We start from the raw sequence: 26,555 nt of genomic DNA on the forward strand, positions 1-26,555 counted from the left end.
TATGACTATCGGCTGGAATACTCCGGCCTCGTCATCAAACTGCCTGCCGAGCGACTTTCGACCGTATCGGGCACGCCGCGCGAACAGTTCACCTGCGCGCCGCTGTAAGACCTTGAGGCCCAGCCGACACCCCTACTCCGCCATTTCCGCCAGCATCTTGAGCGTCTTTTTCAGGACGCGGTCGGCGGGGAGGTCCATCATGTGCTGGATGTGCTGGTTCAGGCGGGGGTCTAGTTCTTTGTATTCTTCCAGGGTGCGCGGGCCGCGAACGGCGATGCCGGTCCATGGGCGGCGCTTCTTGTCGTCGGACGGGCCGAACACGCCCACGGCAGGAACACCTGCGGCAACGGCCAACTGGGTCCAGACGCTGTCTCCCCCGATGAACAGATTGGCGTGGGTCAGTGCCGCCGCCGTTTGCAGGCGGGTCAGCTTGCCCTGAAGCTCGATCACGCGGTCGCGGCGCACGGCAAAGCGGATGGTGTGAGCGGCGTCACGGTCGGCTTCCTCGCCGACGATCATCAGCTTGCCACCGGCCAGAGGTCCACCCTCGGACAGCAGCGGTGCCGCCACCTTGGCATAGCGTTCGGCGGGCCAGCGTTTGCCGATCCAGTCCACGCCCGGACCGATCGCCAGAATGGGTTCATCACCGCGCGGGATGAAGCTGTCGGCGATGGCTTGGGTGGCCTCGCTGATGAACAGTTTCGGCGCGGGGATTTCATCCAGTTGCAGCAGACGGGCGGCCTCTTCCACAGCGTGGACGCCGGGGATGCTGCCTTCCTTTACGGCGCGGCGCTGGCGTCGCAGCTTGCCCGACAGGGACGAACCGCGCAGGTCCACCACCAGTCCCCAGTTGGTATCGCGCACCTGGTTCCACAGAGATATCCAGTCCCAGCGGCCGTCCTTGTCCAGAACGATCAGACGACGCAGGCGCGGCAGGTCCGCAAACAGCGGTGCCGACGCGGCCGAACCAACCACGGTAAAGTCGGCGTGCGGGATCATCTCTACCAGATGTGCCAGCGCGCCCGACGAGAGGATGGCCTCTTCAGGATCGGCTTCGGCAATATAAAGGATGGGAAAACGCCCGCTCATATTCTCAGCCTAACGGGATTCTCTCGGCGTTTCAGCGTTTAGGCGGTGAATTGTACGTTATCGTCATAACAGGCGACGGTGGTGCCTTGGTGGCCGTCGTCGAGCAGCGTTTTAATACCGCGATGCAGCGTTTTTAAGTCCACATGGCAAGGCATTCCGGCTATGGGGCCAGGGCTTTCGACCCTGTTTTGAGTACGAGTACCCCAATGTCTGCCGATGCCTTCCAAAACCACGTCACCATCGTCACCGAGGGGGAGTGGGCCGGTTGGGGACGCTGGACAATGCACGTGCCGTTCGAACAGCACGCCGGACCCTTCTATATCCGCCGCCACGAGGACGGCGACCTGCAGGCGGGCTTTACCCCGCAGGATCAAAACTGCCGTCATGGCGGCATCGTGCACGGCGGCTCGCTGCTGACGTTTGCCGACTATTCGTTGTTTGTCATCGCCGCCGAGGCTATGGGCGAACAGGACGGCGTGACCGTCTCGCTCAATAGCGAGTTCCTTTCCCCCGCCGTCCCGCACAAACGCCTGACCGCCCGCGGTAAGGTCACAAAGGCCGGCAAGCGCATGATCTTCGTGCAGGTCCAGATGGAACAGGAAGGCCGCCCCGTGCTGGCCTTCTCGGGCATTATCGCGGTGATGGAAGTTAAGGCGTACCCCTTTAGGTCACGCCCCCAAGCGTGACCCACGCCACTCCGATGGACACCAGCGGCACGAGGCTCCACCAACAGGCCCTGCCCATATCGCCGCGCGTCAGGGCTTTGAACGCCAACCACGCTGGAGCGGGAAAGACGATCGCGGCCAGCAACAGGAGCATCCGTTCAGTGCCCCCGCCTATAGCTGTAATCACCAATGTGGCGGGAATACCGACCAGGACCGCCGCCAAGGCCAAGAGTACGGCCAAGGCCCCGCCGATCACAGCGGGCACGCGGAACCAGTCATCGGCGGTCTTGGGCTTGGAGAAGAAGCTACCTACCATTCGCGCCCCTATGGGGTTTGCAGATTACCTTTCACGACACTTAGCTCTAAACAGCCCCCATGTCCCTGCCCCTACTTCCTGACCGCGATTGCGGTGGCTGCGTCGAGTGCTGCCGATTTATCCCGCTGGACCTGCCCGAGCTGGCCAAGCCGACGGGGCAGTTGTGCCACTATTGCGTCGATGGTTCGGGCTGTTCGGTGCATGCCATCCGGCCGCAGACCTGCCGCGTGTGGTTCTGTCTATGGCGGGCGGTGGAACTGTCGGATGACTGGCGACCGGACCGCAGTGGCGTGATCGTGCGCCCCGATGGTGTGCAGGAAGGGATCATCACCCTTTACGTCATTCGACCATCCGAGTTTCTGGCCAGCGAGGACTTCTTTGCCACCGTCGCCCACTGGGTCGCCGAGGGCATCCAGATCGCCCTGTCGGTGCCGGGGCCGGAGGGCACCTATCCCGTGCGTGCGGTGGTGACCAATTATCTGCGCCCGTCCATCGAGGACGGCGATATGGAGGCCTTTGTCGGCCATCTGTTCGCGGCGCTGGACAGTCTGGCGGCGTCGGACTTCCAGCCCGATGGCGTCACGGCGCGTTACGCCGTCGCCTGACCCCTTCTTTTCGCGGGCGCGTCGGCCTATCTGATGGCCATGCCTATTGCCCGTTTGAACAGCCGCGCCGTCATCACCGTGACCGGCCCCGACGCCCGCCACTTCCTCAACAATCTGCTGACGCAGAATGTGGAGACGCTGGAGGCCGGAGCCTTGCGGTTCGGGGCACTGCTGACGCCGCAGGGGCGGCTGATGTTGGACCTGTTCATCTGGGGCAAGGAAGACGGCTTGTGGCTGGATGTTCCGGCAGACGCGCGGGACGGTCTGGTGCAGCGGCTGGCGATGTACAAGTTGCGCGCCGATGTGGAGATCGCGGCGTCCGACGCTGGAGTGTTCGCGGCGTGGGAAGAAGCACCCGAAGGCTTCATCGCCGATCCGCGTCTGGAAGGGCTGGGCCACCGCGCGATAGGCTTCTCGGGCGAGACCACCGCCAGCGAGGACGACTGGCACGCACACCGCGCCACTCTGGGCGTGGTCGAGGCCGCCTTCGATGCGCCCAAGGACAAGACCTATCCCATCGAAGCGAACTTTGACCTGATGAATGGCATCGACTTCCACAAGGGATGTTTTGTTGGTCAGGAAACCACCTCGCGCATGAAGCGCAGGGGCACCATCAAGAACCGCATCCTGCCCTTTAGCTATGAGGGCGAGGCCCCTGCAGCGGGGGCCGAGGTGCTGAACGGCGAACTGCGGGCGGGCGAAGTGACCAGCGCCGCCAACGGACGCGGCATGGCGATGATGCGACTGGACCGGATGGAGGGAACTCTGAGTGTGGATGGCCGTGCCATTTCCGTCATCCGCCCCGACTGGGTTCCGGCGTTCGAAGCCTAGGCGCAGAGCCTGAACAGGCTGTAGAGCGCCAGTGACAGCATGGCCGTCGCCGCGAGGGCCAGCGCCCAGACGCCAAAGTTCTGATAGCTGAGCGCACCAAGCACCGCTCCGCCTGCCAACCCCGCCCAAAGCAGGAAGAATGGCACCCAGCTCCAACGGTCTCCGCCAAACAGGGCGACGGTGATCCGCTTGCCCATCTTGACCAGATTGCCGGTCATATAGGTGGTGCCGACCATCACCTCGCCGTCGTCGGCAAAGACTGTGTTCTGAGCCCCCATGGCCAGCGCCAGCGGCACGACCGACCACACAACGCCCACCTTCACATAGGCTACCAGCGCCGCAAGCAGCGCCAACAGCACCCAACCCATAATAGCCGGTCGCTTGTAACGCCCTGCCAGCCGCCCGACGCTGGCTCCCGTCACGACACCCAGCACAAAGGCCAGCAGCAGGCCACCGGCCACAAGCGCGTCATGGCTGATCTCCGACAGGCCGATGGCCAGTCGCGTCGTATTGCCGGTCATGAAGGAGACAAAGAACCCGCCGGTGATCAGGAAGCCGACCGCGTCGACGAACCCTGCGACCACGGCAAAGCACACAGCCAAAACCTGCGACGGGCGATCAAGGCGCACCATGTCAGGACTTTCGCGAGACTCTCATTGGCAGAGCGAACGCTTTTTGACGCGCCTCGTCAATCTTTAAGCCCAAGCTTGCCAAACGTGAACATTTAGGCAACATCGTTCGATGACCGACGCAACCCTCTCCCGCTGTAAATGGTGCAGCACCGACCCGCTGTACGTCGCCTATCACGACACCGAATGGGGCGTGCCCGAACACGACAGCCGCGCCCTGTGGGAGAAGCTGGTGCTGGACGGGATGCAGGCGGGGCTGGCGTGGATCACCATCCTGAGAAAGCGCGAGGGTATCCGCGACGCCTTCGCCAATTTCGATCCGGACAATGTGGCGGCCTTTGATGATGCCGATATCGAACGTCTGCTGAACGACGCCCGCATCATCCGTTCGCGCGCCAAGATCATCGCCACCATCGAGAGCGCCCGACTGTTCGTGCAGGTGCGCGACAATGGCGAAGACTTTGCCGAATACCTGTGGAGCTTCGTCGGCGGCAAACCGATCCAGAACAACTTGGTCGAGGGCGAGCCCTACCCCACCCAGAGCGCCGAGAGCGTGGCCATGTCGAAGGCGCTGAAGAAGCGCGGCTTCAAATTCGTCGGGCCAGTGATCGTGTACGCATTTATGCAGGCCGTCGGCATGGTCAACGATCACATGGTGACCTGCTTTAGGCACGCAGAGGTTTAAGAGGCATCATCGAGCTGAAAACGGCCTGACAAGCCCTTCTCAGCAGCCGGGCAGTTCGGGTGGATCGACGGGATCATAGGCGGCTCCCACCTTGGCGTAGGTGACCACCGCCTTACGGTCGCCGGAGTAGCGGACGCGGATGGTGCGGCCCTTTTCGCCAGCAAGGATTTGCCCCTCGAAACCTGTGACCTCTTCGCCGTCCAAGCGGGCACCGCCGTCGCTGTATCCGGTCGAGACCTGATCGATGCGGGTCACGGGCCGCTCGGGCGTCAGTTCGATGACGTGGGCCCATGAGCAGCTATAGCCCTGCCAAGTCCCGCCAGCCTCTGCCACCAGAGTTGGCGACGGTGTCAGGTCCTGCCGGATCGACCATTGCGGCGGGTTTCCGAAAGTCCCCGTAATCAGGAACGCGGGCCATGCGCCGACGCGTTCAAACCCGTTGGCGGTGGGCTTCAGATAGTGGATGGCTAGCGAGCCTGCGTTGACGTGCCCCTCGCCACCCTGCCCCTCGGTGATCAACGCATAGAGGGCGGGCGCGACGGGAACGAGCTTGGCCTTGTTGTAGGTCTGGACCTCGGCGGCCTCGGTTCCCTTGGGCCGGTAAACGACAGGCGGAGCGGCACCCCATGCCGCGCGGAAGGCGGCCGCGCGGGTCTGTACATCATTCACATCAACGGCTTGGACGGCAGCGGGAGTTTCTGGCTTGGCCATCGGCATTGCCGCCACGGGCGCTGCCTCCGACGCAGGGGCCGAAGGTGCGGCCGCCCTTTCACAGGCGGCCAGCACCATTGCGCTGCCCATCAGAAGATAGGTGAAACGTTTCATCGACAACCCCGTTCAAGAACAGAGGTCGATAAACGCCCGTACACCTGAAAACTTCAAGCGTTGCCGCGACTGGAACTCAGCCCTTGGCCAATTCGGCCAGAACCTGTTCCTGATGCTCGCCCGACTTCGGTGCAGCCGCGGCCTCGTTGAAGCGGCGACCATCCATCTCGATAGGCAGGGACGGCAGGCGAACGACCTCGTCGTTCGGCATGGTCACGTCGATCAGACCGCCCGTGTTCAGATGCGGATCGTCGAACAGGTCTTCAGGACGCGCGATGGGCGCGAACGGCAGGCCGCTGGGCGACAGCATGTCGATCAGTTCCTCGCGGGTATATTGACCCACCACCTCGCGCACGACGGGCAGGATCTGGTCACGCGCCGCCACGCGGGCATTGTTCAGGGCGAAGTCGGGGTTGGCCTTCAGATCGGACAGGCCAAACAGGTCACAGAACACCAGCCAAAGCTTGTCGGTCACCACACCGATAAACACGCCCTCGCCGTCCTTGGTCTGGAACACGTCATAGATGGACCAGGCCGAGATACGCTCCGGCATCGGGCGGGCGGCGGTGCCGGTGACGGCCTTTTGCGCCATGTGCTGGCCAACGAGGAAGGCGGTCGTCTCATAAAGGGCGCTCTTGACCAGTTGGCCACGGCCCGTGCGGCGGCGCTCTTCCAGTGCGGCCAGAATACCGATGACGCCGAACATGCCGCCCGTCACGTCGATGACCGAGGCACCGGCGCGAAGCGGACGCCCCGCCGGACCCGTCATATAGGCCAGACCGCCCATCATCTGGGCCACTTCGTCCAGCGCGGTGCGCTGTTCATACGGCCCCGGCAGGAAGCCCTTTTCCGAGCAATAGATCAGGCCGGGATTGATCTTGGACAGTTCTTCGTACGACAGCCCCAGACGGTCCAGCGCCCCCGCACGGAAATTCTCGATAATCACGTCCGCGCCCGCGCACAGGGCCTTGGCCGTGGCCAGCCCGTCTTCAGACTTCATGTCCAGACGGATGGAGCGCTTGTTGCGGTTGTACATGACGAAATAGCCCGCGCCCGAGCCCTTCAGTTCACGGGTCGCGTCGCCATTGGCAGGCTCGACCTTGATCACGTCCGCGCCCAGATCGGCGAGGATCACACCCGCCGCCGGCCCCATGACCATGTGGGTGAACTCGATGACCTTCAGTCCTGCGAGCGGACCTTGGCGAACGGCTTGTGTCATGACGCTTACCCCTCAAAAGCATCGGCCCTGCGGGCCATAACTGTCCTAGACCGACAGCGATAAACGATCTAATGATATAATAATAGATCATTTAAGGGAGTAAGTGGTGGGGACCCCCATTCTTGTCAGCGAAGTCGGCCCGCGCGACGGTCTGCAAAGCATCAAATCCATCCTGCCGACCGAGCAGAAGAAGCGCTGGATCGACCTGCAGGTCGCGGCAGGCTTCAAGGAAATCGAGGTCGGCTCGTTCGTGCCCGCGCACATCCTGCCGCAACTGGCCGACACCGCCGAGGTCGTAGAATATGCCCGCCAGATCGAGGGCCTGACGGTCGCGGTTCTGGTGCCGAACGTGAAGGGAGCAGAGGCCGCCATCGCTGCGGGCGCGCACAAAATCTCCCTGCCCCTGTCGTGCAGCGAGACGCACAGCCTGAAGAATGTGCGCCGCACCCACGAACAGATGATCGAGGCGGCCACCACCATTGCAGAACTGATCAAGGCCCAACCCGAAGGCAACCGCCCGCATTTCGAGGGCGCACTATCGACCGCCTTCGGCTGCACCATCGAGGGCGAGGTGCCGGAAGGCAAGGTGGTCGAACTGGCCGAGCGTCTGATGAAGGCGGGCTGTGACGAGGTGGGCCTGTCTGACACCTCCGGCTATGCCCATCCGGTTCAGGTGAAGCAGCTGATCAAGGCTGTCCGCGCCGCCGTGGGCGACGAGAACCTGACGGGCCTGCACCTGCACAACACGCGCGGTCTCGGCCTCGCCAATGCCATGGCTGGTCTGGAACTGGGGATCACCACGCTTGACTCGTCGCTGGGCGGCGTCGGCGGCTGCCCCTTCGCACCGGGGGCCAGCGGCAACATCGTCACCGAAGACCTCGTCTTCATGCTGGAAGCCATGGGCTACGACACCGGCGTCGACATCGAAAAAATGATCGAACTGCGCAGAGAAGTCGCCGCCATGCTGCCGGATGAAGAGTTCTACGGCTTCCTGTCAGAGGCCGGCCCACCCAAGGGCTGGCGCGGGTTCTGAAACGTCAAAAGGGGGCCTTATCGGCCCCCTTTTTATTCTCGAACGCCCTCATTAGGCAGAGCATTGAGCGCATCCTTAGCGGACTCGTCACCAATCCCCATTGATCGAGCAACCAAGAAGTTCGAGACCTTCAACGCTTCCGCAATATCCCGCATCGCTCTGAGGGAATCCAAATAAAGGTCATCGCGGAAAATGAAGCCCTTCGACACATAAGCGTCTGTGAGAATTTCGCTTTCAGATGCCTTCAAGCCAATAGCTTTCATCATCTCCACGATCATAGTGGCTTGCTTAGCTACCATCCGCTGTTCGTGGTCTTTCTTACCGCTTTCAGATACCTCCCTCACAGCAAGTTCAAGATACTCGCTACGAGCCTTCATGACGGTAGGGCAGTCGTTAAACTCAACTTCAATCAAATTGATCGCCATCACGTATGCAGGATCGGATGGCAGTCTACGCGTCGTGAGAATCATACGAAGAATTTGCGTCCTCGCGTCTGACTTCCTTCTTCGTCTATCCACCCAGAGGGTGATTAAAACGGCGCATATAGGACCCGCAATGATCCCTAAAAGGGTCATCCACTCGTAGAGCTTTAGACCCATAAAAAGCGCGACATCAGATAAGTGAGAGGATTCCATATAGCAAAGCTATACGAAATCTATCCTGCTAGATACACCCACGGCCGCTGACCCTGATCGCCCGCGATGAAGGCGTCGATGGCCTCCTTGTGGAGCAGGGTCAGGTCCACGGCGTCGTAGCCGTTGAGCAGGGCGATGCGGTCTTCCTCGTTGTTGAGGGTGAAGCCGTATTCGCTGCCGTCGGGGGCGGTGACTTTTTGCGCTTCCAGATCGACGGTGACCTTGGCGTGGGCGGGGTCGGCTTCGACCTGTGCGGCGATGGCGGCAACCGTCTCGGCGGGCAGGATGACGGGGCACAGGCCGTTGCGAACGCAGTTGTTGTAGAAGATCGGGTTGAAGCTGGGGGCGATGACGGCGCGGAAGCCGTATTCATGAAGCGCCCAGACGGCGTGTTCACGGCTGGAGCCGCAGCCGACATTTTCCCCCGCCAGCAGGATGCCGGCACCCGCATATTCCGGCTGGTTCAGCACGAAGTCGGGCTTGGGATCACGCCCGCCCACGGCGGTATAGCGCCAGCCTGCGAACAGGCCGTCTTTCAGGCCCGTCTTTGAGACGGACTTCATCTCGCGCGAGGGGATGATGATGTCGGTGTCGATATTGGCCCGCACCAGAGGGGCGGCCACGGCGGTCATGCGAACGAAAGCTTCCATGATCGTATCTCTCTCTTATGCGGCCAGTTTGCGCGGGTCGGCGAGGCAGCCCGCAATTGCAGACGCGGCCACCACTTCGGGGCTGGCAATGTGGGTGCGGGTTTCCGGCCCCTGACGGCTCTCGAAATTGCGGTTGGTCGAGGAGACCACGCGCTCTTTCGCACCAAAGCTTTCACCACCGGCGAAGAAGCACATGGAGCAGCCCGGTTCGCGCCATTCAAAGCCCGCTTCGATAAAGACCTTATCCAAGCCCTCAAGCTCGGCAGCTTCCTTCACCAAGCCCGACCCCGGAACGCAGATGGCGCGCACGCCGTCGGCGACCTTGCGGCCCTTGAGGATGGCGGCGGCGCGGCGCAGGTCCGATAGGCGGCTGTTGGTGCAAGACCCAATGAAGGCCGAGCCGATCTTGAGGCCTTCGACCGGCTGTCCGGCGGTGACGTCCATATAGGTGATGGCGCGTTGGTGGATTTCGGCGCTGGCTTCGTCCGCATACGGAACGACGCCGTCGATGCTGATGGCCTGTTGGGGGCTGCTGCCCCAAGTGATCATCGGACCAACTTCTGATGCGTCCAGCACGATTTCCTTGTCGAAGGTCGCGCCGTCATCGGTTTTCAGCGTGCGCCAATAGGCGACGGCCTGATCCCAAATCTCGCCCTTTGGTGCATAGGGGCGGCCTTCCAGATAGGCGAAAGTCTTTTCATCCGGCGCGATGATGGTGCTGAAACAGCCCAGTTCCGCGCCCATGTTGCACAGCGTCAGGCGCGCCTCGATCTCCAGCGCCTCGATGGCGGTACCTGCGAACTCGACGATATGCCCCTGCCCGCCGCGCGAACCGTGACGTGCCAGCAGGGTCAGCGCCAAATCCTTGGCCGTGACGCCCGTCCCCAAGACGCCGTTCACGGTGATCCGCATGGTCTTGGGGCGGTTGATGCGCAGGGTGCGGGTGGCCAGCGCGTGCTCGGCCTCGGTCGAGCCAATGCCCCAAGCCAGAGCGCCCATTGCGCCTTGGGTGCAGGTATGGCTGTCGGGACAGACCACCGTCAGGCCCGGCAGGACGATGCCCTGTTCGGGTGAGACGACGTGAACGATGCCCTGACGCTTGTCGCCGATGTCGAAGATGGTGATGCCCTCGGCGCGGGCGGCCTCGCGGGTCTGGACAATGAACTCGCGGCCACCGGGCATGCGGGTGTCGTCATTTCGGCCCACATGAGTATCGACGATGTGGTCCATGGTGCCGAACACACGCGCCGGATCGGCCACCTGACGGCCAGCGGCCCGCAGGCTCTTGAGCGCGATGCCGCCCGTGCGTTCATGCAGGAACACGCGGTCGATGGCGATCAGGCCCACGCCTGCGTCATTGCTGTGCACCAGATGCTGGGCCCACAGCTTGTCGAACAGGGTCGAAGGGCTCGGATTAGGCGTTGTCATACACGACGTCCTTGAAGCAATAAGGATGGGTGCCGAGCGGCACCTTGATTTGGTCGGGGAGAAGAGTTTTGAGCGAAGACGCGACGTGGCCTTTTCCCGTGCCGTTGCATCTCGATCCGGCGTTGCCGACGCCGCTCTACCACCAGATGTATCTGGCCATCCGCGCACAGATCCGCAGCGGTGACATCCCGCCCGGAGCCATGCTGCCGGGGGAGCTGCATCTGGCGAAAATTTTCAACGTCTCGCGCATCACGGTAAAGCGGGCGCTGAGCGAACTGGCCGATGACGGCCTGCTGGACCGCCAGCGCGGGCGCGGCACCGTGGTCACCAGCGCCGTCCCCTCGCCCGTGGTGAAGGGTGCGTTCGACAATCTGGTCGAAAGCCTGACCCTGATGGGGCTGGAGACGCAGATCGAACTGCTGGACGCCGACACGGTCCCCGCGGACGGTACCATTGCCGACCCGTTGGAAGTCGAGGTGGGAACGCCTGTCCAGCGCTCGATCCGCCGCCGGAAACTGCAGGGCGAGCCGTTTTCCTATCTGGTGAACCACATCCCCGCCGACATCGCCGCCCATTGGAGCCGAGACGATCTGGCAGGCACGTCCATGCTGGTTTTGCTGGAGCGGGCGGGGTTCAAACCCGTCGATGCAGATCAGTGGATCATGGCCGTTGCGGCCGAACCCGCCGTCGCCACCGCGCTGGACGTCGAGGTCGGCACACCCCTGCTGAAGGTGGCGCGTGTGATGCGTGACGCCAGCGGACGCGTCGTCCAGCTGATCCACTCGCATTATCGTTCTGACCGTTTCCAGTACCACGTTACCACCCGCGAACGTCGGCCCCTCGCCGACGATTGAAGCTGCGGGTCTTTGGGCAGAAAACTTTGCCAGCGACCGCAGTTCGTCCTTGCAATCCTGCCACAAGACAAATGATATATGAATAGATCATTTTGATCTTGAGCCCGTCTCTGAGGGGAGACGTGGCCGGATTGTTAGAGGAGGGCTTAGATGTCTGCAGACCTGCATTTCGAACCGACCATGGTTCGGGAAAACCGCACCGCGCGCGAAATCTATGAAGGCATCAAGGCCAACCCGACCCGCGCCCGTTTCGGCTTTGGCAATAAGCTGGCGGTGCTGAACATCGACTTCCAGCAGGCCTATACCCGCCCCGACCTGTTCCCCGTCTCGGCCTATGTGACCGATCCGGACCAGATCAAATGGGTGAACCGCATCTCGGAACTGGCCCGCAGCGCCAACATGCCGGTGGCGTGGTCGCACGTGGCCTATAAGGCCGACGGCGGTGACGCTGGCGTCTGGGGCACCCGCACCAATACGCCCGACAGCCTGCAGAACATCAAATACGGCTCGGAGCGCCACGCCTTTGATCCGCGCTGCGATATCAAGGAAGACATCGACCTTGTGAACACCAAGCGCATGCCCAGCATGTTCTTCGAGACCCCGCTGCGCTCCTACCTGCAATGGCATGGTGTAGACACGGTGATCGTGACGGGCGGCTCGACCTCGGGCTGCGTACGCGCGACGGCCGTGGATGCCCTGTCCTACGGTTTCCGCACCATCGTTCCGGAGCAGTGCGTGGCCGACAAGCACGAGAGCTATCACTACGCCAACCTCACCGACCTGCTGCTGAAATACGCCGATGTGGTCGATGCGCAGGAAGTGGTGGACTGGCTGACAGCCCGTCAGGGCTAAACAGCCCCTACCCCATCAAAAAACCCCGACCGGAGCGATCCGATCGGGGTTTTTCTTTCGCCTCGGTTGGGAGGATCAAGGCGATCAGGGAGAGCCCTATTTCGCGGCGTCGGCGATCTCCGAAGCCGTAGCCGACCACACCTCGGCGTCACCGCCGATGGCGTTCAGGATGCGGCGCACCGCGTGGGCGCGGAACGGCAGGCCCGAGACATAGGGCGTCAGCGTGAAGCCGATGGCGCGACCACCGAAGCGGTCTTTTTCGGACTTCAGATAGTCGACGGCTTCCAGCACCTGATTGGCCCAAAGGTCTTCGGACTGGCGCTTGTCGATCAGAAGGTTGCGGTCATCGATCTCGTTCGACAGCGGCACGGCCTGAACCACGCCTGAGGGCGTCGTCATCTCGACCGGCACATCGTCCTGTTCCCAGTCGAGGCAGATGTCGAAGCCGTTGGCGCGGATAATTTCCAGCGTGTTGAACGACTGCTGACGCGCAGGGCTCATCCACACGCGGGGCTTCAGGCCGGCGGCGTCAAAGCGGGCGCGAACCTCTGCCATCCAGGCTTCTTCGGTCGCGCGCTCCAACGCACCGAAGTGGATGTGGTCGGTCGACAGGCCATAGGCGGCGATCTCGTGACCATCGGAGAGGATGGCGTCGATCAGCGGCCTCAGACGTTCCAGCTGGTTGGCGTTGACGGGGAAGGTCGCCTTAACGCCCGCCGCCTTCAGGCTTTTAAGGATGCGGAACACACCCACGCGGTTGCCATAGTCGCGCGTCGTATAGTGGCGCAGGTCCGGATAGGGCGTGACCATCGCGCCGGGGTGTTTGAACGGCTTACCCGACGGGGTCAGGGTGTGGTGCTCGATCGGCACAACGACCATGGCCGCCACGGCCTGACCGGCTGGCCAGTTAACCTTTGGGCGTTCGGCCTGCTGGCGCCAGCCGTAAAGCGACTGGTCCATGCCGTAGGATCGATGCGGATAGGTCAGATAGGATTCAGGCAGGCTCATCTTACGCACCCTCCCCGCTAAAGCCCGTGCCGCCGGTGGCAAGACCGCGACGCTCGATATCGGCCTTGGTCTGGTCCCAATAGGTCTCGCGGTAATAGCCCGCGATCTCGGCGGCGGTTGTGATCCACACATCGTCCGAATGGCTGGTGATGTGTTTCAGCGCCTCTTCGAACGGGCGAACACGGTGGCTTTGGCTGACCAGATAGGCGTGCAGCGGAATGCACATAACCGTGCCGCTTTCCTCGCCCTCTTCCAGCAGCTGATCGAAGTGGCGCTTCAGGATGTCGGCATAGCGCCACGGGTCCATCGACTGCGCGCCATAGGTGATGACGTCGTTCACTTCCAACGAATAGGGCATCGACATCAGCTTGCCGGACTTGGTCTTTACCGGCTGGGGTTGGTCGTCCTGGAACAGGTCGCAGGTGTACCAGAAGTCCATGTCCGCGATCAGATCCAGCGTGCGCTCGGTGTGTGTCAGGGCAGGCGCCAGATAGCCACGGATACGCTGGCCCGTCGCCTTCTGGATGGTGTCGATGGAGTCCTGGATCATGGCGCGTTCCTGCGCCTCGTCCATGTCGTAGGAGTAACGGGTGTTATAGATGCCGTGCGAGAAGAACTCCCAGTTCCGCTCGACGCAGGCTTCGATGATCTCGGGGTGGTGGTCGATCAGGGCGGTCGACAGCGAGATGGAGCCGCGCATGTTGTGGCGATCCAGCATCTCCATCAGACGCCAGTGGCCGACGCGGTTGCCCCAGTCGCGCTGCGAATAGCCGACCACGTCCGGCGACGGCTTGGGCCAGCCCGCACGCTTGTCGTTCTTGGGCGGGTCGAACTCGTAATATTCGATGTTCGGCGCAATCCAGAAGGCAAGCTTCTTGCCGTCGGGCCACACGACCTTGGGCCGCTCATGATAGGGCCAGTAGTCGTAAAGGTTGGGATCTGCGTGCACTTGCCCCTCCGCAACTCACTAAATGATCTATTCATATATCAATTGGTCTTTGAAATAAGACAAGCCCCAATCGGGGCCTGTCCTGTCATTCTGTGATCTAGCCCGCAACCTGTTTGGCGGCGGCCCGTCCGGCCAGCTTGCCCAGCGTGGTCGCGGTCAGAAGACCATGACCTGCCAGATATCCCGCCGGACCCGAGCCCGAGACGCCCCGCGCTGCACCACCGCCTGCGAACAGGTTCGGGAAGACGCTGCCGTCCTTCTTCTTCACGCGGGCTTCGGCATCGATATCCAGACCGCCTTGGGTGTGGAACAGCGCCCCCACGACCTTGGCCGTGCGATAGGGCGCGACCAACGGCGGCTTGCCGGTAAAGTCGCGGCCGAACGCGTCCTCGATCTCGCCGCGCGTGGCCGCTGCGACGGCTTCAACCGTCTCGCGCAGGGTGTCGACGGGCGTAGAGGTGATAGCGGCCAGTTCCTCGATAGAGTTCGCTGTCTGGACCGCGCCCGCTTCCAGCGCATCGCGATAGTCCTCGAACTTCATCATCAAGGTGTGGAGACGCTCGTCGAGGATCGACCATGCATAACCGCCCGGCTGGGCATTCACCTTAGCGGCCTGCTCCGAATAGCCCTGGCTTTCGTCCGAGAAACGCTTGCCCTCGGCATTGACCTGATAGCCACCTTCCATGATCAGCGGCCACAGGATCGGCACGCCATAGCCTGCGGCCAAACCGCCGTGCCCCTGATAGCCGTCCATGTCGGCCAGCGCGGCACCCAGCTCCTCGCCCCACAGGATGGCTTCGCCCTGATTGCCCGAGTGTCCGTGATAGACGATGTCGGCCAGTTCGGGGATGTAGCGGCGCACCATTTCCGCGTTGGCACCGAAACCACAGCACGCAAGGATCAGCGTCTCGCAGCCGATATCCTCGAACGAACCGTCGGGGCGTTCGATACGCACGCCGACAACATTCTCGCCCTCTCCGACATACAGGTGACGGACAGTGGCTTCGGTCAGGATGCTGACACCTGCATTCGACGCGCCGGCTTCCAGCGCGGCCTGAAGTTCCGCGCCCGAGCGTTTAGGCGTGGCGAACATGCGCATCCGGCTGTGGCCCGGATAGATGTAGTCGTCGATCAGGATGAACGGCACGCCGTGCTTGTCGCGCAGCCACTGGATCGTCTCGACGCCTTCATTGGCCAGAAGGCGCGCGAGGTCCACATCGACGCGGCCTTCGGTCTTCTTGATCATGTCCTGGACAAACAGTTCGGGGTTGTCGTCGATGCCGCGCTCGGCTTGTTCGGGCGAGCCGGGCGCGGGGATCATGCCGGTGGACATGCTGGTCGAGCCCAGCGGCGTGGGATCGCGCTCAAGCACCAGCACCTCGGCTCCACCATCTGCCGCAGCCATGGCCGCCGTCAGCCCACAGGCCCCTGCGCCGACCACCAGAACGGGGATCACAAAGTCAAACTCGGGTACGTCACGCAGGATGGTCATGGAATCGCAGGCTCCGGCCACTGTTCAAAGAGGCGGCGGGCAGCCAAGCCTCTGTAATCTTTGCAACAGCCTACGTCTGGCGCGTGCCGCCGCGCTTGCCGCTTTGGCGAAGTGTTCGCCCTATGGAGAGCCACCCGCCACATCCCGTCCCGCCAACTGTTCGACAGGTGGAGGAACCACAGCCGGTCGCCAACACCGCCCGCTCATCCATTAGCGTGTCGCCAAATGGTGGAGGTGGAAATGGAACACAGATCACTGGGCCGCTCGGGCCTGAGAGTATCGCTGGTCGGGCTGGGCTGTAACGGTTTCAACGATCTGGAGAAGGCGCGCGATGTCTATGGCGCGGCCCGCGATTGCGGCATCAACTTCTTCGATCTGGCCGATATGTACGGCGGTCCGGGCGGGGTGTCCGAAGCCATCATGGGCGAGCTGTCGCAGGGCCACCGCGACCAGATCATCCTCGCCACCAAGGGCGGCTTCGCGACCGACGGCAGCTTCCGCGCCATGGGGGCCTCGCGCCGCTATCTGGTGCAGGCGGTCGAGGCCAGTCTCAAGCGCCTCAAGACCGATTACATCGACCTGTACCAAATCCACGCGCCGGACCCGCTGACGCCGCTGGACGAGACTTTGCGCGCGCTGGACGACCTGATCCGTCAGGGCAAGATCCGCTATATCGGTGCGTCCAACTATGCCGGATGGCAGCTGGTGGACGCCATGTGGATCGCCGAGACCAATAAGATCTCGCGCTTCATCTCTTCGCAGAACGAATACAATCTGCTGGCGCGCGGGATCGAAACGACCACCCTGCCCGCCATGCAACGCGCGGGCGTGGGCCTTCTGCCCTACTTCCCGCTGGCGAGTGGCCTGTTGACCGGCAAGGTCACCAAGGACGCGCCGCCCGCACCCGGCACGCGCCTTACGATGGGCGGCCTGCCGTCCAAGGTGTTGAACGACACCAATGTGCACAAGGCCGAAGCGCTGAAGGCCCTCGCCGAAGAGCGCGGTCGCACCTTGGTAGAGCTGGCGTTCGGGTGGCTGGCGTCGCGCCCCGAGACATCCAGCATCATTGCCGGTGCCTCGCGCGGAGATCAGGTGCGGGCCAATGCGGCCTCGGCCGGCTGGACTCTGGACAGCGACCTGCTGGCAAAGATCGACGCCATCACGCTTTGACTAATCGCAGAACGGATAAGCCACGCGGGCGACCTATGCAGCCGCGCCGCTTGGCATAGCCTCACACTCACGACGAACCCATGCGCCCGACAGGGCACCAACCGGAGGACCTCATGGCCAACATCTATCTGAACCAAGACAACGTCGATGATCTAGGCCGCATGGTCACGGCGCTGCTCTCGGAGGTGTGGATCCTGCGCGACCGTATGGCGGTGCTGGAGACCATGTTGGACAAGAAGGGCGTGATCGAAGCTAACGCTATCGACGACTTCGCCTTCACGCCCGATCAGGAAGCCGAACTGGAAAAAGTACGCGACCGTATGGTCTCGGCAGTCGTTGGTGCCCCGATCGCGGCGCGCGAACACCACGTCGATCAAATCCTGAAACGCGCCGGTCTGGCCGACGCCTGATCTTTTCCGACGTCCCCGCATGAAACTGAAAAGACCCCTTCTCAGGGGTCTTTTTTTTATGCGCCGAGAAAGCGGGTCAGGTGGTTGAGCGTGGCCTGTCTTTGCAGGTGTCCGTCAATGGCTCCCTCAAGACCGGACGCGGCGTTGTCGGTAGGTTCGTGGCCCTCGACAAAGCCATAGTGGTTGGCACCTTGCAGCACGACGTGCTCGGACGGGACGGTGTAACGGGCGATGGTCATGGCCACCCGATCCGGCGTGGCGATGGTGTCGTGGGTGCCGCTGATGAACATGACCCTGGTCCGTTCGGGGCGGCTCAGGGGGGTGTCCTCTTGTCGGTAAGGCAGCAACATGGTCAGCAGCTGCGGTTGCAGCGACGCCCCCATGACGATTACGCCTTCGATGTCCTGCGGCGGCCTATAGCCTTCGGGACGGGTGATCCTGTTGTTACGCGCGGGGTCGGTTTCCAGCGCATCCAGCGACAGTGATCCGCCCGCGGAATGTCCGGCCAGATAGATCGGCAGGCCGTAGGAACGCAGGTGCCCGAACAGGGACTGCATTCCTTTCAGTCCGTCGATATCGGCCAGTTCGGGAATGACGACTGTCACCCCACGGGCATTCAGCCCAGACAGCCAATCATAGCGGCGCGCGGCACAGCCGAACCCCGGCACCATGGCCAGAACGGCACGCGCCGCCGGTGCCGTATGCAGCCGTGCCGTGCCTATGCCCTCGATTGTAATCAGACGGGCGTCTGCCTTGGCGGTGCCAGCCATCCCTGCCCCCAGTGCAGCCACAAGAAGTGTACGGCGGTCAAAAACGAGGCTGCCCGGGCAGCGAGCCCGGACAGCCTCTTTCGAATGCGCCGATGTGTTCAGCGTATCAGCCAACGATCGGTCCTTGTTCATCACGCAGGGAGCGGTCGACACGCTGGCGCAGGCGCTTGGCGAGGATGCCGTGGCGGCGCTCGTCCAGCGGGAAGTTCCACAGCATCAGCGAGCCAGTGATCTTCAGAATGGTTGGAATCAGAACCACCACGACCATGATGCCGAAGGTGGCAAAGCTGTCGTTCACAGCACCGGCCTTGGCGTCATAGCCGAACGCTTCCAGCGCCATGAAGCCTGCTGCTGCACCGATGGCCGAGGCGATCTTGGTGGTCAGCAGATAGAAGGCGAAATAGCTGCCGGTACGCACGACGCCCGTCTTCCAGGTGCCATAGTCGATGACGTCGGCAAGGATGGCTGCTGGCAGGACCATACTGGCCGCCACGCCGATACCCATGACAACGACAACCCCCGTCGCGAACAGGGCCACGGTTTCCACCGGAAGCGTGCTGGGGTTCACGAACCAGAACAGGTTCATGGCCAGCGAGGCGATGATCATCGACGAGCTATAGGCGCGGTGTTTGCCGATCTTTTTCGACAGCCACGTCCAGAACGGAATGGCCACCACCGTTACGATGGAGAAGGCCGTCATCATATACGGGTACCACTGACCCACCTTCAGGTATCCATCGTAGAAGGTGAACATCAGTTGCAGCGCGCCCAGACCGAAACCGGTCATGATGAAGCAACCCAGATAGACCCAGAACGGACGGTTGGTCTTCACCGCCTTGTACAGGCCCAGAACATTCGGGCGCTCGGTCGACACCGGAGCCACGCCCTTGGGCGCGCCGATCAGCGAGATCGCCGTCATCAGCGGGATGGTGATCAGGGCGACAATGAAGAAGTAGCCCATCATCTCCATCGAATAATTCGACGAAGCCGTCAGACCGACCCATGCAACAAGGATCGGCAGCAGGTCATTCAGCACGCTGCCCAGTTGCGAGGAAAAGCCGCGGAAGGCCGTGACCCGCGAACGGGTGTGATAATCGTCCGAAAGCTCGGCACCCCATGCGCTGTAGTTGATGTTCTGCATGGTCGCCGACATGTCGTAAACGACGCGCCAGACGAAGAAATACAGCAGGCCGATGCCCGGAGGGGGCTTCAGCAGGAAGAAGGCGGCCAGCACCATCAAGGTCGCGCCGGCGGCAATCCACGGCTTGCGACCAAAGCGTTTGGAGCGAAGGCGGTCCGACAGGAAGCCGAACAACTGGTCGTTGAAGGCCTCGATGAAACGGCCGGCCAGCAGCACCATACCCAGTGCGCCAAGGCTGAAGCCGAACTCTTTTGCGTACAGCTGCGGCACGAAGGCCGTGACCGGCTGCGACAGGAACATGATCGCAAAGGCCGCCACCGAATAGGCAGCGATCTGTTTGTCCGTCACCGGACCCGCAGCCACTTTACGCTGGGGATTTATTGCAAGAGCGGTCAAACGCTGTCCTCGCTAGAATCGAAAATAAGCGGGACGCCGAAGCGCCCCGCCCTTTTGGCCGAAGCCGATCAGTTTTCCGGAGTCGCGCGGGCCATACCCGCGAAGACGACCCAGCGACCGTCGCGCTTCAGCCACGTGTGGGTGACGTCGAAGCGGTCGTCCGACGGCGTGCCGTCAGCGCGGCGCGTGCGGTGCGACTTGTAATAGATTACCGCCGCATCGCCGTTCATCGAGAAGTCCTGGAAAGTCAGGGCAATCAGTTCGCGGTTGTTGGTGCGATCACCCGGACGGCCCAGATTGTTGGAGCGCATCGGGGTCGCGGTGACCGGAGGCCAAGCCATGTAACCCTCCGCAACATTGTTGCGGTAGTTGTCCATGTTGCCTTGTTCGCGGCCCGAGTAGATGGACAATTCCATCGCCCAGATCTCGTTCTTGGCGGCTTCGATTTCCTCGGCGGTCTGGGCCATAGCGGGTGCTCCGGCGGTCAGGGTGATGGCTGCAACTGCAGCCATCGTCAGACGGGTCATGGTGTTCATGGTTCTCTATTTCCCTATCGATCAGAAGGCGTAGCTGACGCGCAGACCCATGGTCCGCTTTTCGCCCGGATAGACGCGGGTTTGAACGACACCGGTGACCGGTGCTCCGTCGAGCGTCGAAGGCGTGAAGGTGGCGCGTGCGAGGTATTCCTCGTCGAACAGGTTACGCACCCATGCCGCGATGGTGATGTTGCTGCTCTGCAGACCGATCTGCAGGTTGGTCAGGGCCAGATCACCCTGCGTGTCCCAGTTCAGGCTGGTCGAAGGCTTGGCCTCCTGCCACGAGTAGTCGGCGCGGACGTAGCCGTCGAAGTCGCCGATCAGTTGCGGGAGGGTCCACTCGCCACCGATGGAGTATTGCGCCTTGGTGGTACGCGACAGTTGCTTGCCGCCAACGTCGATGGAGCAACCCGGTACAGTGATCGCGGTGCCGATCATGCGACCGCACGGTGCAGCGACTTCGGCGTCCTCGGTACCGTCCTTATAGGTCGGGTCCATCAGGGCGAAGCTGGTGCGCAGCGACAGGTTCGGGGTGAAGTAGTAGGTCGAATCCCACTCGATACCGTAGGAGGTCGCGCCCTCGTTGTTCTGGGTCACCGCCAGCGATGCGCCCGGGATTGCGCCCTGCACCTGAATGTCCGACCAGTCGATGTAGAAGACCGAGGTCGCAAACTGCAGCTTGCGGTCGAACATGGTGCTCTTCATGCCCGCTTCGTACGACCAGTTGGTTTCCGGATCGAAGGTGAACTCCGGCTTGCCACCGGCCTGCGAGTTGAAGCCACCGATCTTGTAGCCGTGCGCCGCCGAGGCATAGAACATGGTCGAAGGCGAGTACTGGAACTTCAGCGAGGCCTTGGGCGTGAAGTAGTTGTAGTCTTGCTCGCCCTTGGCGCCGCCGGTTGCTGCCGCGCCTTCATAGGTTTGCGTGTCGCTGCTGTAGCGACCCTCGACCGACAGGGTCAGACGGTCGCTGAAATCGTAATCGACCGAAGCGTAGATCGCCTTGCCGCTCAGATCCATCTTGCCGCCGCGGGCGAAGTTGAGCGTCAGCTGCGACGGGTCATTGAGGTGTGCATAGTAGCTGTACAGGCCGTCGCTGATGCTACCATCGAAGGCATACAAGCCCACGATCCAGCGCAGGCGCTGGTCGGCGGACGAGGTCAGCTTCAGGTCGAATGACAGTTCATCCGAGGCATCGCCCACGGTCTGGGCATAGCTCTGTTGTGACAGGTGGCTGCCCGGAGCAAGCGGGGTCGAGATGGCATCGGCCTTGCCGGTGCCGTCGTTGTTCTGGCCGAACTTCGCATAGGTGTGGCCAAGGGTGGCGGTGACCGTCGCGAAATCCATGTCATAGCTGGCGGTCGCATAGCTCAGGGTGCTGTAGCCGGTCAGGCCAGTCGCCGCCTCGGTATCGAGGTCCACGCTGGTCGGATAAGGCAATGCGCCGCAATAAAGCGTCATGCGGTCACCGCGAGGGCCGGTGGTCTGCGAGCCGCAGTTGTTCTCGGTCGTCTCGACGAAGGCGTACGGCGCCTGATCCTCGAAGGTGTCGGTGCGCATGTGGAAGAAGCGCGCCGAGAATCGGTCGTTCGGCTGGAACAGCAGCGAGGCACCGAGGTTACGGCGCAGGTCGTAGCCGCCGAGGTGACCACCGTCGCGGCGGTTGTCGATGGTGCCGTCGAACTCGCCTTCACCACCCCAAACGCGCAGGGCTGCGACTTCGCCGATCGGGATCGACAGGCTGCCTTGCAGCGACTTGCGGCCATAGTCGCCGATCTCGGCCTGTGCCGAGCCGGAGTAGTAGCCGAGGGTCGGCTCCTTGGAGACGTAGTTGATGGCACCCGAGAAGGTGTTACGGCCATAAAGGGCGCTCTGCGGGCCCTTGACGACTTCGACGCGGGCCAGATCCAGATAGCCGAACTCCATCCCCGAACGGTTGTTCAGGTAGATGCCGTCCACGAACACGCCGACGTTGCCGATCGGTGCGGTCTGGTCGATCTGAGCCAGACCACGGATGACCGGTGCCTGATAGGTGCCGCCGATGGACTGGAACGACAGACCCGGCGTCGCGGCAGCCAGAGTTTCCAGATTTTGGATACCGGCCTTGGCCATGTTCTCGGCGCTGAAGGCACTGATGGCTGCGGGAACTTCTTGAAGGGTTTCCTTGCGCAGACGTGCCGTAACCACGATGTCGTCAACCGAAGTGACGGATTGGCCCTCGGCGGACTGGGCGTGAACCTGTCCGCTGGACAGCATCACCGTGCCGAGCGCTGTGGCCGCCAATAAGAATTTCGAACGCGTAGTCTTGTTAGACATGATGGAAAACCCCTCTTCCTTGCGAGGGGCATTGGGGGGCCGCGTCAGGCTGTCCGCATCCGTTCAATCGGCATTTCTCGCGTGATGGATAGATTTGCGGGGTGCACGAACAGAAATGGCCGCGCCCTATTGGACGCGGCCATTTGGTCTTTCCGACAGGCGGATAGTCAGGTTGGTGCAGGAGCCTCGTCTGCGGTGCGGATGCGGTCGATGCCGAGCGCAAGGAGGACCGAAATGCCCACCATGGCCGCGCCCATCAGGAACGGAACCTGCGGCGCGACGAACGCATACATCGCACCTGCAATGATCGGACCAAGGATGCGCGAGGCGGCGGCAGCGGCCATATTGGCTCCCATCAGACGGCCCGCTTGACCGGGGGCCGCCTCCTTGGAAAGCAGGGACGCTGCCGTGGGCATGGACAGGGCCAAGCCCAGCGAAGCCAGCGCGATCAGCCCCGTCATCATGCCACCGCTAAGCGGAGCCGCCTGACCCAAAAGGGCCAGTGCCGTCATCGACAGGCCAAAGACCAGAACCTTGCGGTCCCCAAACCGGCGCACTGCGCGGGCGGTGACCAGCATCTGCACCCCTGCACCTGCGCAACCGGCCAGAGCGAAGGCCAGACCCAGTTCACGCGGCGACCATGCAAACAGGCGCTCGGTCCATAAACCAAACACGGACTCTACACCCGCGAAGGCTGCCATGACGCCCACGCCCACCAGGATCAGGCACAGCGCCGCGCGGCTGAGGCGGAAAGGCGCGTCCACCGCCGACTGCTTGTCGGCCACGGCCTTGCGTACAAACGGCACAGCCATGGCGATGATAAGGAAGCTGGCGAGGCTGAATGCTGCCGACAGCAGGAAGCACAGACGGAAGCCTGCCAGACCGTCCTCTGGCGAGGCCAGAAGACCGCCCACGGCTGGCCCCACAACGAAGCCAATGCTGGCGCAGGCGCTAATGATGGCCAGACGACCCGTCAGCTTTTCGCGCGGTGTCATGTCGATGATCAGAGCCTGCACGACACCGGTACTACCGGCCGCCACGCCGCACATCAGGCGCGCAATCAGGCAAAGCGCATAGGTCGGGGCATAGGCCATGCCGATATAGCCGACCACGCCCAGACCCAGCGTCATCAATAGAACGGGCTTGCGCCCCAGCTTGTCGGAAAGACGTCCCCAGACAGCCTCGCCAATTGCCTGACCGATCGAAAACACGGCGAAGATCAGACCGACCTGCCATGCATCGATCTGGAACGCGCGCGCATAGGACGGCAGCAGAGGGATCGCCATGCCGAAGCCGATGGCCCCGATAGCGACGGTCATAAAAAGTGCCAGCAGCGTCAGCGGCTGGCGCGTGGTGTCATTCGACATTGGGTCAGATCTTTCGGTTGGACCCGCACAAGTCACCACTCCGTCATGACCGGAAAAGCCGCATCGGTCCTTTATCCGCATGGCGACTATCGAGAACGGCGTTCCGGACATTCGCCCTTACGGGATTTCATAGTACCGTCGAGCTAGCATCGATGGAGCGCGACTATGCCTGAAGCCGATACCGTAAAACCCGCCGCCATGTTCCAGACCGCCGTGGGTATGACCCAGCGCAGCCGCGCCAGCCTGGACATTCTGGGCGCCATGCTGAAATACGCCGCTGTCGACCTGCGCGACACAGCCCGCGAAGAGTTTGAAGCCTCGCCCAAGGGCCAGGCCCTGAAGGCCGCCCACGAGACCCCGGGCACGCCCGAGGAAATCGCCGCCCGCGTGGACGAGGCCAAGGAACTGGCCTTCAGCAGCAATATCTACCGCATGGAGCGCTTTGTTCAGCGCTATGTGGCCGAAGAAATGATGGCCCGTAACCTCATCTCGGTCGAAGAGAAGCGCGAGGATTACCTGCGTGACGCGGCCCTGCCGGTGAATGGCGCTGGCGGTACGCTGGAGCTGAACCCGGACATCGAGATTCCGGACTATTACGACGGCGTCCACTACCACCTTGCTCCGCACGGCATCGACGACTTCGATCTGGGCGGCAAGGGTGCCGGCATCGGCCGCGTGTTCAAATACGGCGGTTTCGCCGCCGTACCTCCCGGCTCGAACATCGCCCGCCAGCGCATCGACGTGGTCGAGCAGTTCCGTCGTCGCGACCACAAGCGCATCCTCGAGATCGGCTGCGGTGGTATTGGCACCCTGATGGCGCTCCGCAAGGTCTTCCCCGAAGCCGAACTGATCGGTTGCGATCTGAATGGTCGCGGCCTGAAGGAAGCCCACCGCATGGCCGAGCGCATCGGCATGCAGTTCCACCTGAAGCAGGCAGACGCCCGCGCCACGGGTCTGGAAGACGAGAGCGTCGATGCTGTGTTCAGCTATGCGGTTCACCACGAGGCACCGGTGCCGGTGAACATCGAGATGTTCAAGGAAGTGCATCGCGTGCTGAAGATGGGCGGCGAGTTCGTTATCTCCGATCCGGCACCCTTCCGCGGCGTAGATATCTTTACCGCTGTTCTGCTGGAATGGGACAACGACCACCGCGAAGAGCCCTACTTCCGCGAAACCTGCCTCGCCTCGTGGGAAGGCGAACTGAACAAGCTGGGCTTCGAAGCCGAAGCCTATGCGCTGGGCCCGAACGGCTATCCGTGGGTGACCCGCGCGGTGAAGGTGGCCTAACGGCCACCGCTACCGCTCCTTGAGCATAGAAAACCCCGCATCGCCGAAGCGATGCGGGGTTTTTGGTGGCTGGGACTTGGAGGGAACTCAGCCGACGCTGGAAAGACGGGCCGGCGTGAAGTCGCCTGCTGCGGTGATCGACAGGCTGCGGCTAATCTCGGCAGCGCAGCGTTTCACCTCATCGCCATAACGGCGCAGGGCGTCTTCGGACTTATAGGCGACCGAGAAGTAGACGAGGTCGATAGCCCCCACCACGCGACCGTTGGCAAAGACCGGTGCGCCGATGGATGAGGTCTTGCCGGGCGTCAGGCTGAAGCGGTTGCGTCCGCGCTGGGCCACGCCCTGTTCGCGGATTTCCTCCAGCATCACGTCCGATTGGATCAGCAGGTAGGTGTGCGGGTCGATCGGTGCCTCGCCCGCCATTTCGATGGCTTCGAAGATCTCGGCCCGTTCGCGCTCTTCGGCGAAGGCCAGATAGGCGCGGCCACCGGCGGTCTCCAGCAAGGAGAAGGTATGGCCGGGGTAATGGCGATCCAGAACCTGCGAGGTCATGGCATCGGTGCAGTCGCGCACCATCATCTCTGCGCCGAAACGGGTGGACAACAGTACAGGCCAGCGCGTGACAGCCGTCAGCTGTTCCAGCTGCGGCCGCGCCAGAGCCACCAGTTCGCTGTGCTCCTGGAAGCCAGCCGAGAGGGCGCGAACGAAGGCGGTCGGGCGGTAGCGTTTACGGGCCGGTTCGCGCTCGATCAGTTCCTCGTGCATCAAGGTCTGAACAAGTCGGCAGGCTGTCGGATAGGGAACCGCCGCGATACGCGCGATCTCGGCCATAGACATCGAACCCTGACGGTTGATGGCTCGCAGCACAGCCAGACTGCGGCTTACCGAGCGGATCGGAACGCCCTTTTCCATCACACTACCTCCGACAAAACTACACGAACAAAACTTCGCAGAACGAGGTTGACCGGTCTTTGTTCGATCAACCAAGGCGCAAATATGACACCTATCCGACAGATGGATAGTGTAGTTCAGCGGACAGAGGTTGTTTTGCGATCAATACATCGTGCGCGAGGCGCGAAGGTCATCGCGCGCGCCGTGCAAAAGCTGAGGAAATAAGAAGGGATACAGAGACAGGTTGTACCATTTGGCCAGAAGATCGGCCTCTGGCGACGGCTTCAACCTTTGTCCCCACTCAAATCCGATAGGGGCCGGCAAAAACGAGCTGTCTCCCATTGCAGACAAGTTCAACGGCTTGTCCTCGGACCTCATGATGATCAGATCGGCACCAGCCTCGATGTAGGCAGCCGTTCGGTCGACCACCGATGCGCGGCTGTCATCCGGCTCGATTTCTACAACCGCAGCGATCAGGCAGTAACGGCGCGCATCGAGCGCCGCCT

The 26,555-nt window shown here is 62.4% G+C and carries 28 protein-coding genes; 10 read left to right on the forward strand and 18 right to left on the reverse strand.

Annotated features, from left to right (window positions below):
• Nucleotides 1–132 precede the first annotated feature (132 nt).
• Nucleotides 133–1,089 (reverse strand): glycosyltransferase family 9 protein, encoded by a 957-nt coding sequence (locus OB03_RS12320; RefSeq protein WP_242913670.1) that lies wholly within the window; start codon nucleotides 1,087–1,089, stop codon nucleotides 133–135.
• A 206-nt stretch (nucleotides 1,090–1,295) separates the two neighbouring features.
• Between OB03_RS12320 and OB03_RS12325 the strand changes: the two genes are divergently transcribed.
• A complete protein-coding gene (locus OB03_RS12325; RefSeq protein ID WP_461344343.1) occupies nucleotides 1,296–1,775 on the forward strand; it encodes a PaaI family thioesterase in 480 nt (159 codons plus the stop codon).
• Here OB03_RS12325 and OB03_RS12330 read toward each other — a convergent pair.
• Nucleotides 1,753–2,070, reverse strand: a complete 318-nt coding sequence (locus OB03_RS12330; protein WP_461344344.1) for a hypothetical protein — start codon at nucleotides 2,068–2,070, stop codon at nucleotides 1,753–1,755. The two genes, OB03_RS12325 and OB03_RS12330, sit on opposite strands and share 23 nt — an antisense overlap.
• Before the next feature lie 59 nt (nucleotides 2,071–2,129).
• On the opposite strand from OB03_RS12330, the gene OB03_RS12335 reads away from it, so the two are divergent.
• Nucleotides 2,130–2,675: a hypothetical protein gene (locus tag OB03_RS12335; RefSeq protein ID WP_461344345.1), complete on the forward strand. Its 546-nt coding sequence runs from the start codon at nucleotides 2,130–2,132 to the stop codon at nucleotides 2,673–2,675.
• A gap of 39 nt (nucleotides 2,676–2,714) precedes the next feature.
• A complete protein-coding gene (gene ygfZ, locus OB03_RS12340) occupies nucleotides 2,715–3,506 on the forward strand; it encodes a CAF17-like 4Fe-4S cluster assembly/insertion protein YgfZ (protein ID WP_461344346.1) in 792 nt (263 codons plus the stop codon).
• On the opposite strand, the gene OB03_RS12345 is transcribed toward ygfZ, so the two are convergent.
• On the reverse strand, nucleotides 3,503–4,138 hold the full coding sequence (locus tag OB03_RS12345; protein WP_461344347.1) for a YoaK family protein: 636 nt from the start codon (nucleotides 4,136–4,138) through the stop codon (nucleotides 3,503–3,505). The two genes, ygfZ and OB03_RS12345, sit on opposite strands and share 4 nt — an antisense overlap.
• Before the next feature lie 109 nt (nucleotides 4,139–4,247).
• On the opposite strand from OB03_RS12345, the gene OB03_RS12350 reads away from it, so the two are divergent.
• Nucleotides 4,248–4,820 carry a DNA-3-methyladenine glycosylase I gene (locus OB03_RS12350; protein WP_461344348.1) on the forward strand — a complete coding sequence of 191 codons (573 nt, stop codon included), beginning with the start codon at nucleotides 4,248–4,250 and terminating at the stop codon, nucleotides 4,818–4,820.
• Nucleotides 4,821–4,859: 39 nt separating this feature from the next.
• Here the strand turns inward: OB03_RS12350 and OB03_RS12355 are convergent, their stop codons facing one another.
• A complete protein-coding gene (locus OB03_RS12355) occupies nucleotides 4,860–5,645 on the reverse strand; it encodes a hypothetical protein (protein ID WP_461344349.1) in 786 nt (261 codons plus the stop codon).
• A gap of 76 nt (nucleotides 5,646–5,721) precedes the next feature.
• Nucleotides 5,722–6,864, reverse strand: a complete 1,143-nt coding sequence (locus tag OB03_RS12360; RefSeq protein ID WP_461344350.1) for a CaiB/BaiF CoA transferase family protein — start codon at nucleotides 6,862–6,864, stop codon at nucleotides 5,722–5,724.
• A 106-nt stretch (nucleotides 6,865–6,970) separates the two neighbouring features.
• Between OB03_RS12360 and OB03_RS12365 the strand changes: the two genes are divergently transcribed.
• Nucleotides 6,971–7,897 (forward strand): hydroxymethylglutaryl-CoA lyase, encoded by a 927-nt coding sequence (locus OB03_RS12365; RefSeq protein ID WP_461344351.1) that lies wholly within the window; start codon nucleotides 6,971–6,973, stop codon nucleotides 7,895–7,897.
• 32 nt (nucleotides 7,898–7,929) lie between these two features.
• Here OB03_RS12365 and OB03_RS12370 read toward each other — a convergent pair whose 3' ends face one another.
• Genes OB03_RS12370 through leuC form a run of 3 tightly spaced genes read right to left on the reverse strand, consistent with a single transcriptional unit; the run spans nucleotide 7,930 to nucleotide 10,610 of the window.
• Nucleotides 7,930–8,532 (reverse strand): DUF6680 family protein, encoded by a 603-nt coding sequence (locus tag OB03_RS12370; protein WP_461344352.1) that lies wholly within the window; start codon nucleotides 8,530–8,532, stop codon nucleotides 7,930–7,932.
• A 20-nt stretch (nucleotides 8,533–8,552) separates the two neighbouring features.
• Nucleotides 8,553–9,182: a 3-isopropylmalate dehydratase small subunit gene (gene leuD / locus OB03_RS12375; protein ID WP_461344353.1), complete on the reverse strand. Its 630-nt coding sequence runs from the start codon at nucleotides 9,180–9,182 to the stop codon at nucleotides 8,553–8,555.
• Nucleotides 9,183–9,197: 15 nt separating this feature from the next.
• Entirely contained in the window at nucleotides 9,198–10,610 is a 1,413-nt protein-coding gene (gene leuC / locus OB03_RS12380; protein ID WP_461344354.1) for a 3-isopropylmalate dehydratase large subunit, read from the reverse strand.
• 68 nt (nucleotides 10,611–10,678) lie between these two features.
• Here leuC and OB03_RS12385 point away from each other — a divergent pair, with 68 nt between their 5' ends.
• A complete protein-coding gene (locus OB03_RS12385) occupies nucleotides 10,679–11,464 on the forward strand; it encodes a GntR family transcriptional regulator (RefSeq protein ID WP_461344355.1) in 786 nt (261 codons plus the stop codon).
• A gap of 150 nt (nucleotides 11,465–11,614) precedes the next feature.
• Nucleotides 11,615–12,316 carry an isochorismatase family protein gene (locus OB03_RS12390; RefSeq protein WP_461344356.1) on the forward strand — a complete coding sequence of 234 codons (702 nt, stop codon included), beginning with the start codon at nucleotides 11,615–11,617 and terminating at the stop codon, nucleotides 12,314–12,316.
• Nucleotides 12,317–12,412: 96 nt separating this feature from the next.
• On the opposite strand, the gene OB03_RS12395 is transcribed toward OB03_RS12390, so the two are convergent.
• The 3 genes from OB03_RS12395 to OB03_RS12405 form a co-directional block, all read right to left on the reverse strand.
• Nucleotides 12,413–13,324: a polysaccharide deacetylase family protein gene (locus OB03_RS12395; protein WP_461344357.1), complete on the reverse strand. Its 912-nt coding sequence runs from the start codon at nucleotides 13,322–13,324 to the stop codon at nucleotides 12,413–12,415.
• Nucleotide 13,325: 1 nt separating this feature from the next.
• On the reverse strand, nucleotides 13,326–14,273 hold the full coding sequence (locus OB03_RS12400) for a polysaccharide deacetylase family protein (protein WP_242913655.1): 948 nt from the start codon (nucleotides 14,271–14,273) through the stop codon (nucleotides 13,326–13,328).
• A gap of 97 nt (nucleotides 14,274–14,370) precedes the next feature.
• A complete protein-coding gene (locus tag OB03_RS12405) occupies nucleotides 14,371–15,765 on the reverse strand; it encodes an FAD-dependent oxidoreductase (protein WP_461344358.1) in 1,395 nt (464 codons plus the stop codon).
• 240 nt (nucleotides 15,766–16,005) lie between these two features.
• Here OB03_RS12405 and OB03_RS12410 point away from each other — a divergent pair, with 240 nt between their 5' ends.
• Nucleotides 16,006–16,935, forward strand: coding sequence for an aldo/keto reductase (locus OB03_RS12410; RefSeq protein WP_461344359.1), 930 nt, complete (start codon nucleotides 16,006–16,008; stop codon nucleotides 16,933–16,935).
• Between the two features lie 113 nt (nucleotides 16,936–17,048).
• Complete coding sequence (locus tag OB03_RS12415; protein ID WP_461344360.1) at nucleotides 17,049–17,345, forward strand: hypothetical protein; 297 nt, start codon at nucleotides 17,049–17,051, stop codon at nucleotides 17,343–17,345.
• A 56-nt stretch (nucleotides 17,346–17,401) separates the two neighbouring features.
• On the opposite strand, the gene OB03_RS12420 is transcribed toward OB03_RS12415, so the two are convergent.
• From OB03_RS12420 to OB03_RS12440, 5 genes are all read right to left on the reverse strand, one after another.
• Complete coding sequence (locus OB03_RS12420) at nucleotides 17,402–18,229, reverse strand: alpha/beta hydrolase (protein ID WP_461344361.1); 828 nt, start codon at nucleotides 18,227–18,229, stop codon at nucleotides 17,402–17,404.
• Nucleotides 18,222–19,652, reverse strand: coding sequence for an MFS transporter (locus tag OB03_RS12425; protein ID WP_461344362.1), 1,431 nt, complete (start codon nucleotides 19,650–19,652; stop codon nucleotides 18,222–18,224). Before OB03_RS12425 ends, OB03_RS12420 begins: the two co-directional genes overlap by 8 nt.
• A gap of 68 nt (nucleotides 19,653–19,720) precedes the next feature.
• Nucleotides 19,721–20,188: a nuclear transport factor 2 family protein gene (locus OB03_RS12430; RefSeq protein ID WP_242913649.1), complete on the reverse strand. Its 468-nt coding sequence runs from the start codon at nucleotides 20,186–20,188 to the stop codon at nucleotides 19,721–19,723.
• 21 nt (nucleotides 20,189–20,209) lie between these two features.
• Nucleotides 20,210–22,504 (reverse strand): TonB-dependent receptor, encoded by a 2,295-nt coding sequence (locus OB03_RS12435; protein WP_242913648.1) that lies wholly within the window; start codon nucleotides 22,502–22,504, stop codon nucleotides 20,210–20,212.
• Between the two features lie 167 nt (nucleotides 22,505–22,671).
• Nucleotides 22,672–23,871: an MFS transporter gene (locus OB03_RS12440; RefSeq protein ID WP_461344363.1), complete on the reverse strand. Its 1,200-nt coding sequence runs from the start codon at nucleotides 23,869–23,871 to the stop codon at nucleotides 22,672–22,674.
• 165 nt (nucleotides 23,872–24,036) lie between these two features.
• Here OB03_RS12440 and OB03_RS12445 point away from each other — a divergent pair, with 165 nt between their 5' ends.
• Entirely contained in the window at nucleotides 24,037–25,158 is a 1,122-nt protein-coding gene (locus OB03_RS12445) for a class I SAM-dependent methyltransferase (RefSeq protein WP_242913646.1), read from the forward strand.
• A gap of 87 nt (nucleotides 25,159–25,245) precedes the next feature.
• Here the strand turns inward: OB03_RS12445 and OB03_RS12450 are convergent, their stop codons facing one another.
• Nucleotides 25,246–26,070, reverse strand: coding sequence for an IclR family transcriptional regulator (locus OB03_RS12450; protein ID WP_242913645.1), 825 nt, complete (start codon nucleotides 26,068–26,070; stop codon nucleotides 25,246–25,248).
• 141 nt (nucleotides 26,071–26,211) lie between these two features.
• Nucleotides 26,212–26,555: hypothetical protein (locus OB03_RS12455; protein ID WP_461344364.1), on the reverse strand; the 344-nt coding region annotated here is incomplete at its 5' end.

Source organism: Brevundimonas sp. GN22 (assembly GCF_054824005.1).

Coding starts and splice junctions, on each gene's coding strand:
- OB03_RS12345 (WP_461344347.1), bottom strand. CDS start 4,138: ATGGTGCGCCTTGATCGCCCGTCGCAGGTTTTGGCTGTGTGCTTTGCC.
- OB03_RS12405 (WP_461344358.1), bottom strand. CDS start 15,765: ATGACCATCCTGCGTGACGTACCCGAGTTTGACTTTGTGATCCCCGTT.
- OB03_RS12335 (WP_461344345.1), top strand. CDS start 2,130: ATGTCCCTGCCCCTACTTCCTGACCGCGATTGCGGTGGCTGCGTCGAG.
- OB03_RS12330 (WP_461344344.1), bottom strand. CDS start 2,070: ATGGTAGGTAGCTTCTTCTCCAAGCCCAAGACCGCCGATGACTGGTTC.
- OB03_RS12320 (WP_242913670.1), bottom strand. CDS start 1,089: ATGAGCGGGCGTTTTCCCATCCTTTATATTGCCGAAGCCGATCCTGAA.
- OB03_RS12370 (WP_461344352.1), bottom strand. CDS start 8,532: ATGGAATCCTCTCACTTATCTGATGTCGCGCTTTTTATGGGTCTAAAG.
- OB03_RS12435 (WP_242913648.1), bottom strand. CDS start 22,504: ATGTCTAACAAGACTACGCGTTCGAAATTCTTATTGGCGGCCACAGCG.
- OB03_RS12450 (WP_242913645.1), bottom strand. CDS start 26,070: ATGGAAAAGGGCGTTCCGATCCGCTCGGTAAGCCGCAGTCTGGCTGTG.
- OB03_RS12350 (WP_461344348.1), top strand. CDS start 4,248: ATGACCGACGCAACCCTCTCCCGCTGTAAATGGTGCAGCACCGACCCG.
- OB03_RS12430 (WP_242913649.1), bottom strand. CDS start 20,188: ATGAACACCATGACCCGTCTGACGATGGCTGCAGTTGCAGCCATCACC.
- OB03_RS12390 (WP_461344356.1), top strand. CDS start 11,615: ATGTCTGCAGACCTGCATTTCGAACCGACCATGGTTCGGGAAAACCGC.
- leuC (WP_461344354.1), bottom strand. CDS start 10,610: ATGACAACGCCTAATCCGAGCCCTTCGACCCTGTTCGACAAGCTGTGG.
- OB03_RS12355 (WP_461344349.1), bottom strand. CDS start 5,645: ATGAAACGTTTCACCTATCTTCTGATGGGCAGCGCAATGGTGCTGGCC.
- OB03_RS12445 (WP_242913646.1), top strand. CDS start 24,037: ATGCCTGAAGCCGATACCGTAAAACCCGCCGCCATGTTCCAGACCGCC.
- OB03_RS12415 (WP_461344360.1), top strand. CDS start 17,049: ATGGCCAACATCTATCTGAACCAAGACAACGTCGATGATCTAGGCCGC.
- leuD (WP_461344353.1), bottom strand. CDS start 9,182: ATGGAAGCTTTCGTTCGCATGACCGCCGTGGCCGCCCCTCTGGTGCGG.
- OB03_RS12410 (WP_461344359.1), top strand. CDS start 16,006: ATGGAACACAGATCACTGGGCCGCTCGGGCCTGAGAGTATCGCTGGTC.
- OB03_RS12360 (WP_461344350.1), bottom strand. CDS start 6,864: ATGACACAAGCCGTTCGCCAAGGTCCGCTCGCAGGACTGAAGGTCATC.
- OB03_RS12440 (WP_461344363.1), bottom strand. CDS start 23,871: ATGTCGAATGACACCACGCGCCAGCCGCTGACGCTGCTGGCACTTTTT.
- OB03_RS12325 (WP_461344343.1), top strand. CDS start 1,296: ATGTCTGCCGATGCCTTCCAAAACCACGTCACCATCGTCACCGAGGGG.
- OB03_RS12395 (WP_461344357.1), bottom strand. CDS start 13,324: ATGAGCCTGCCTGAATCCTATCTGACCTATCCGCATCGATCCTACGGC.
- ygfZ (WP_461344346.1), top strand. CDS start 2,715: ATGCCTATTGCCCGTTTGAACAGCCGCGCCGTCATCACCGTGACCGGC.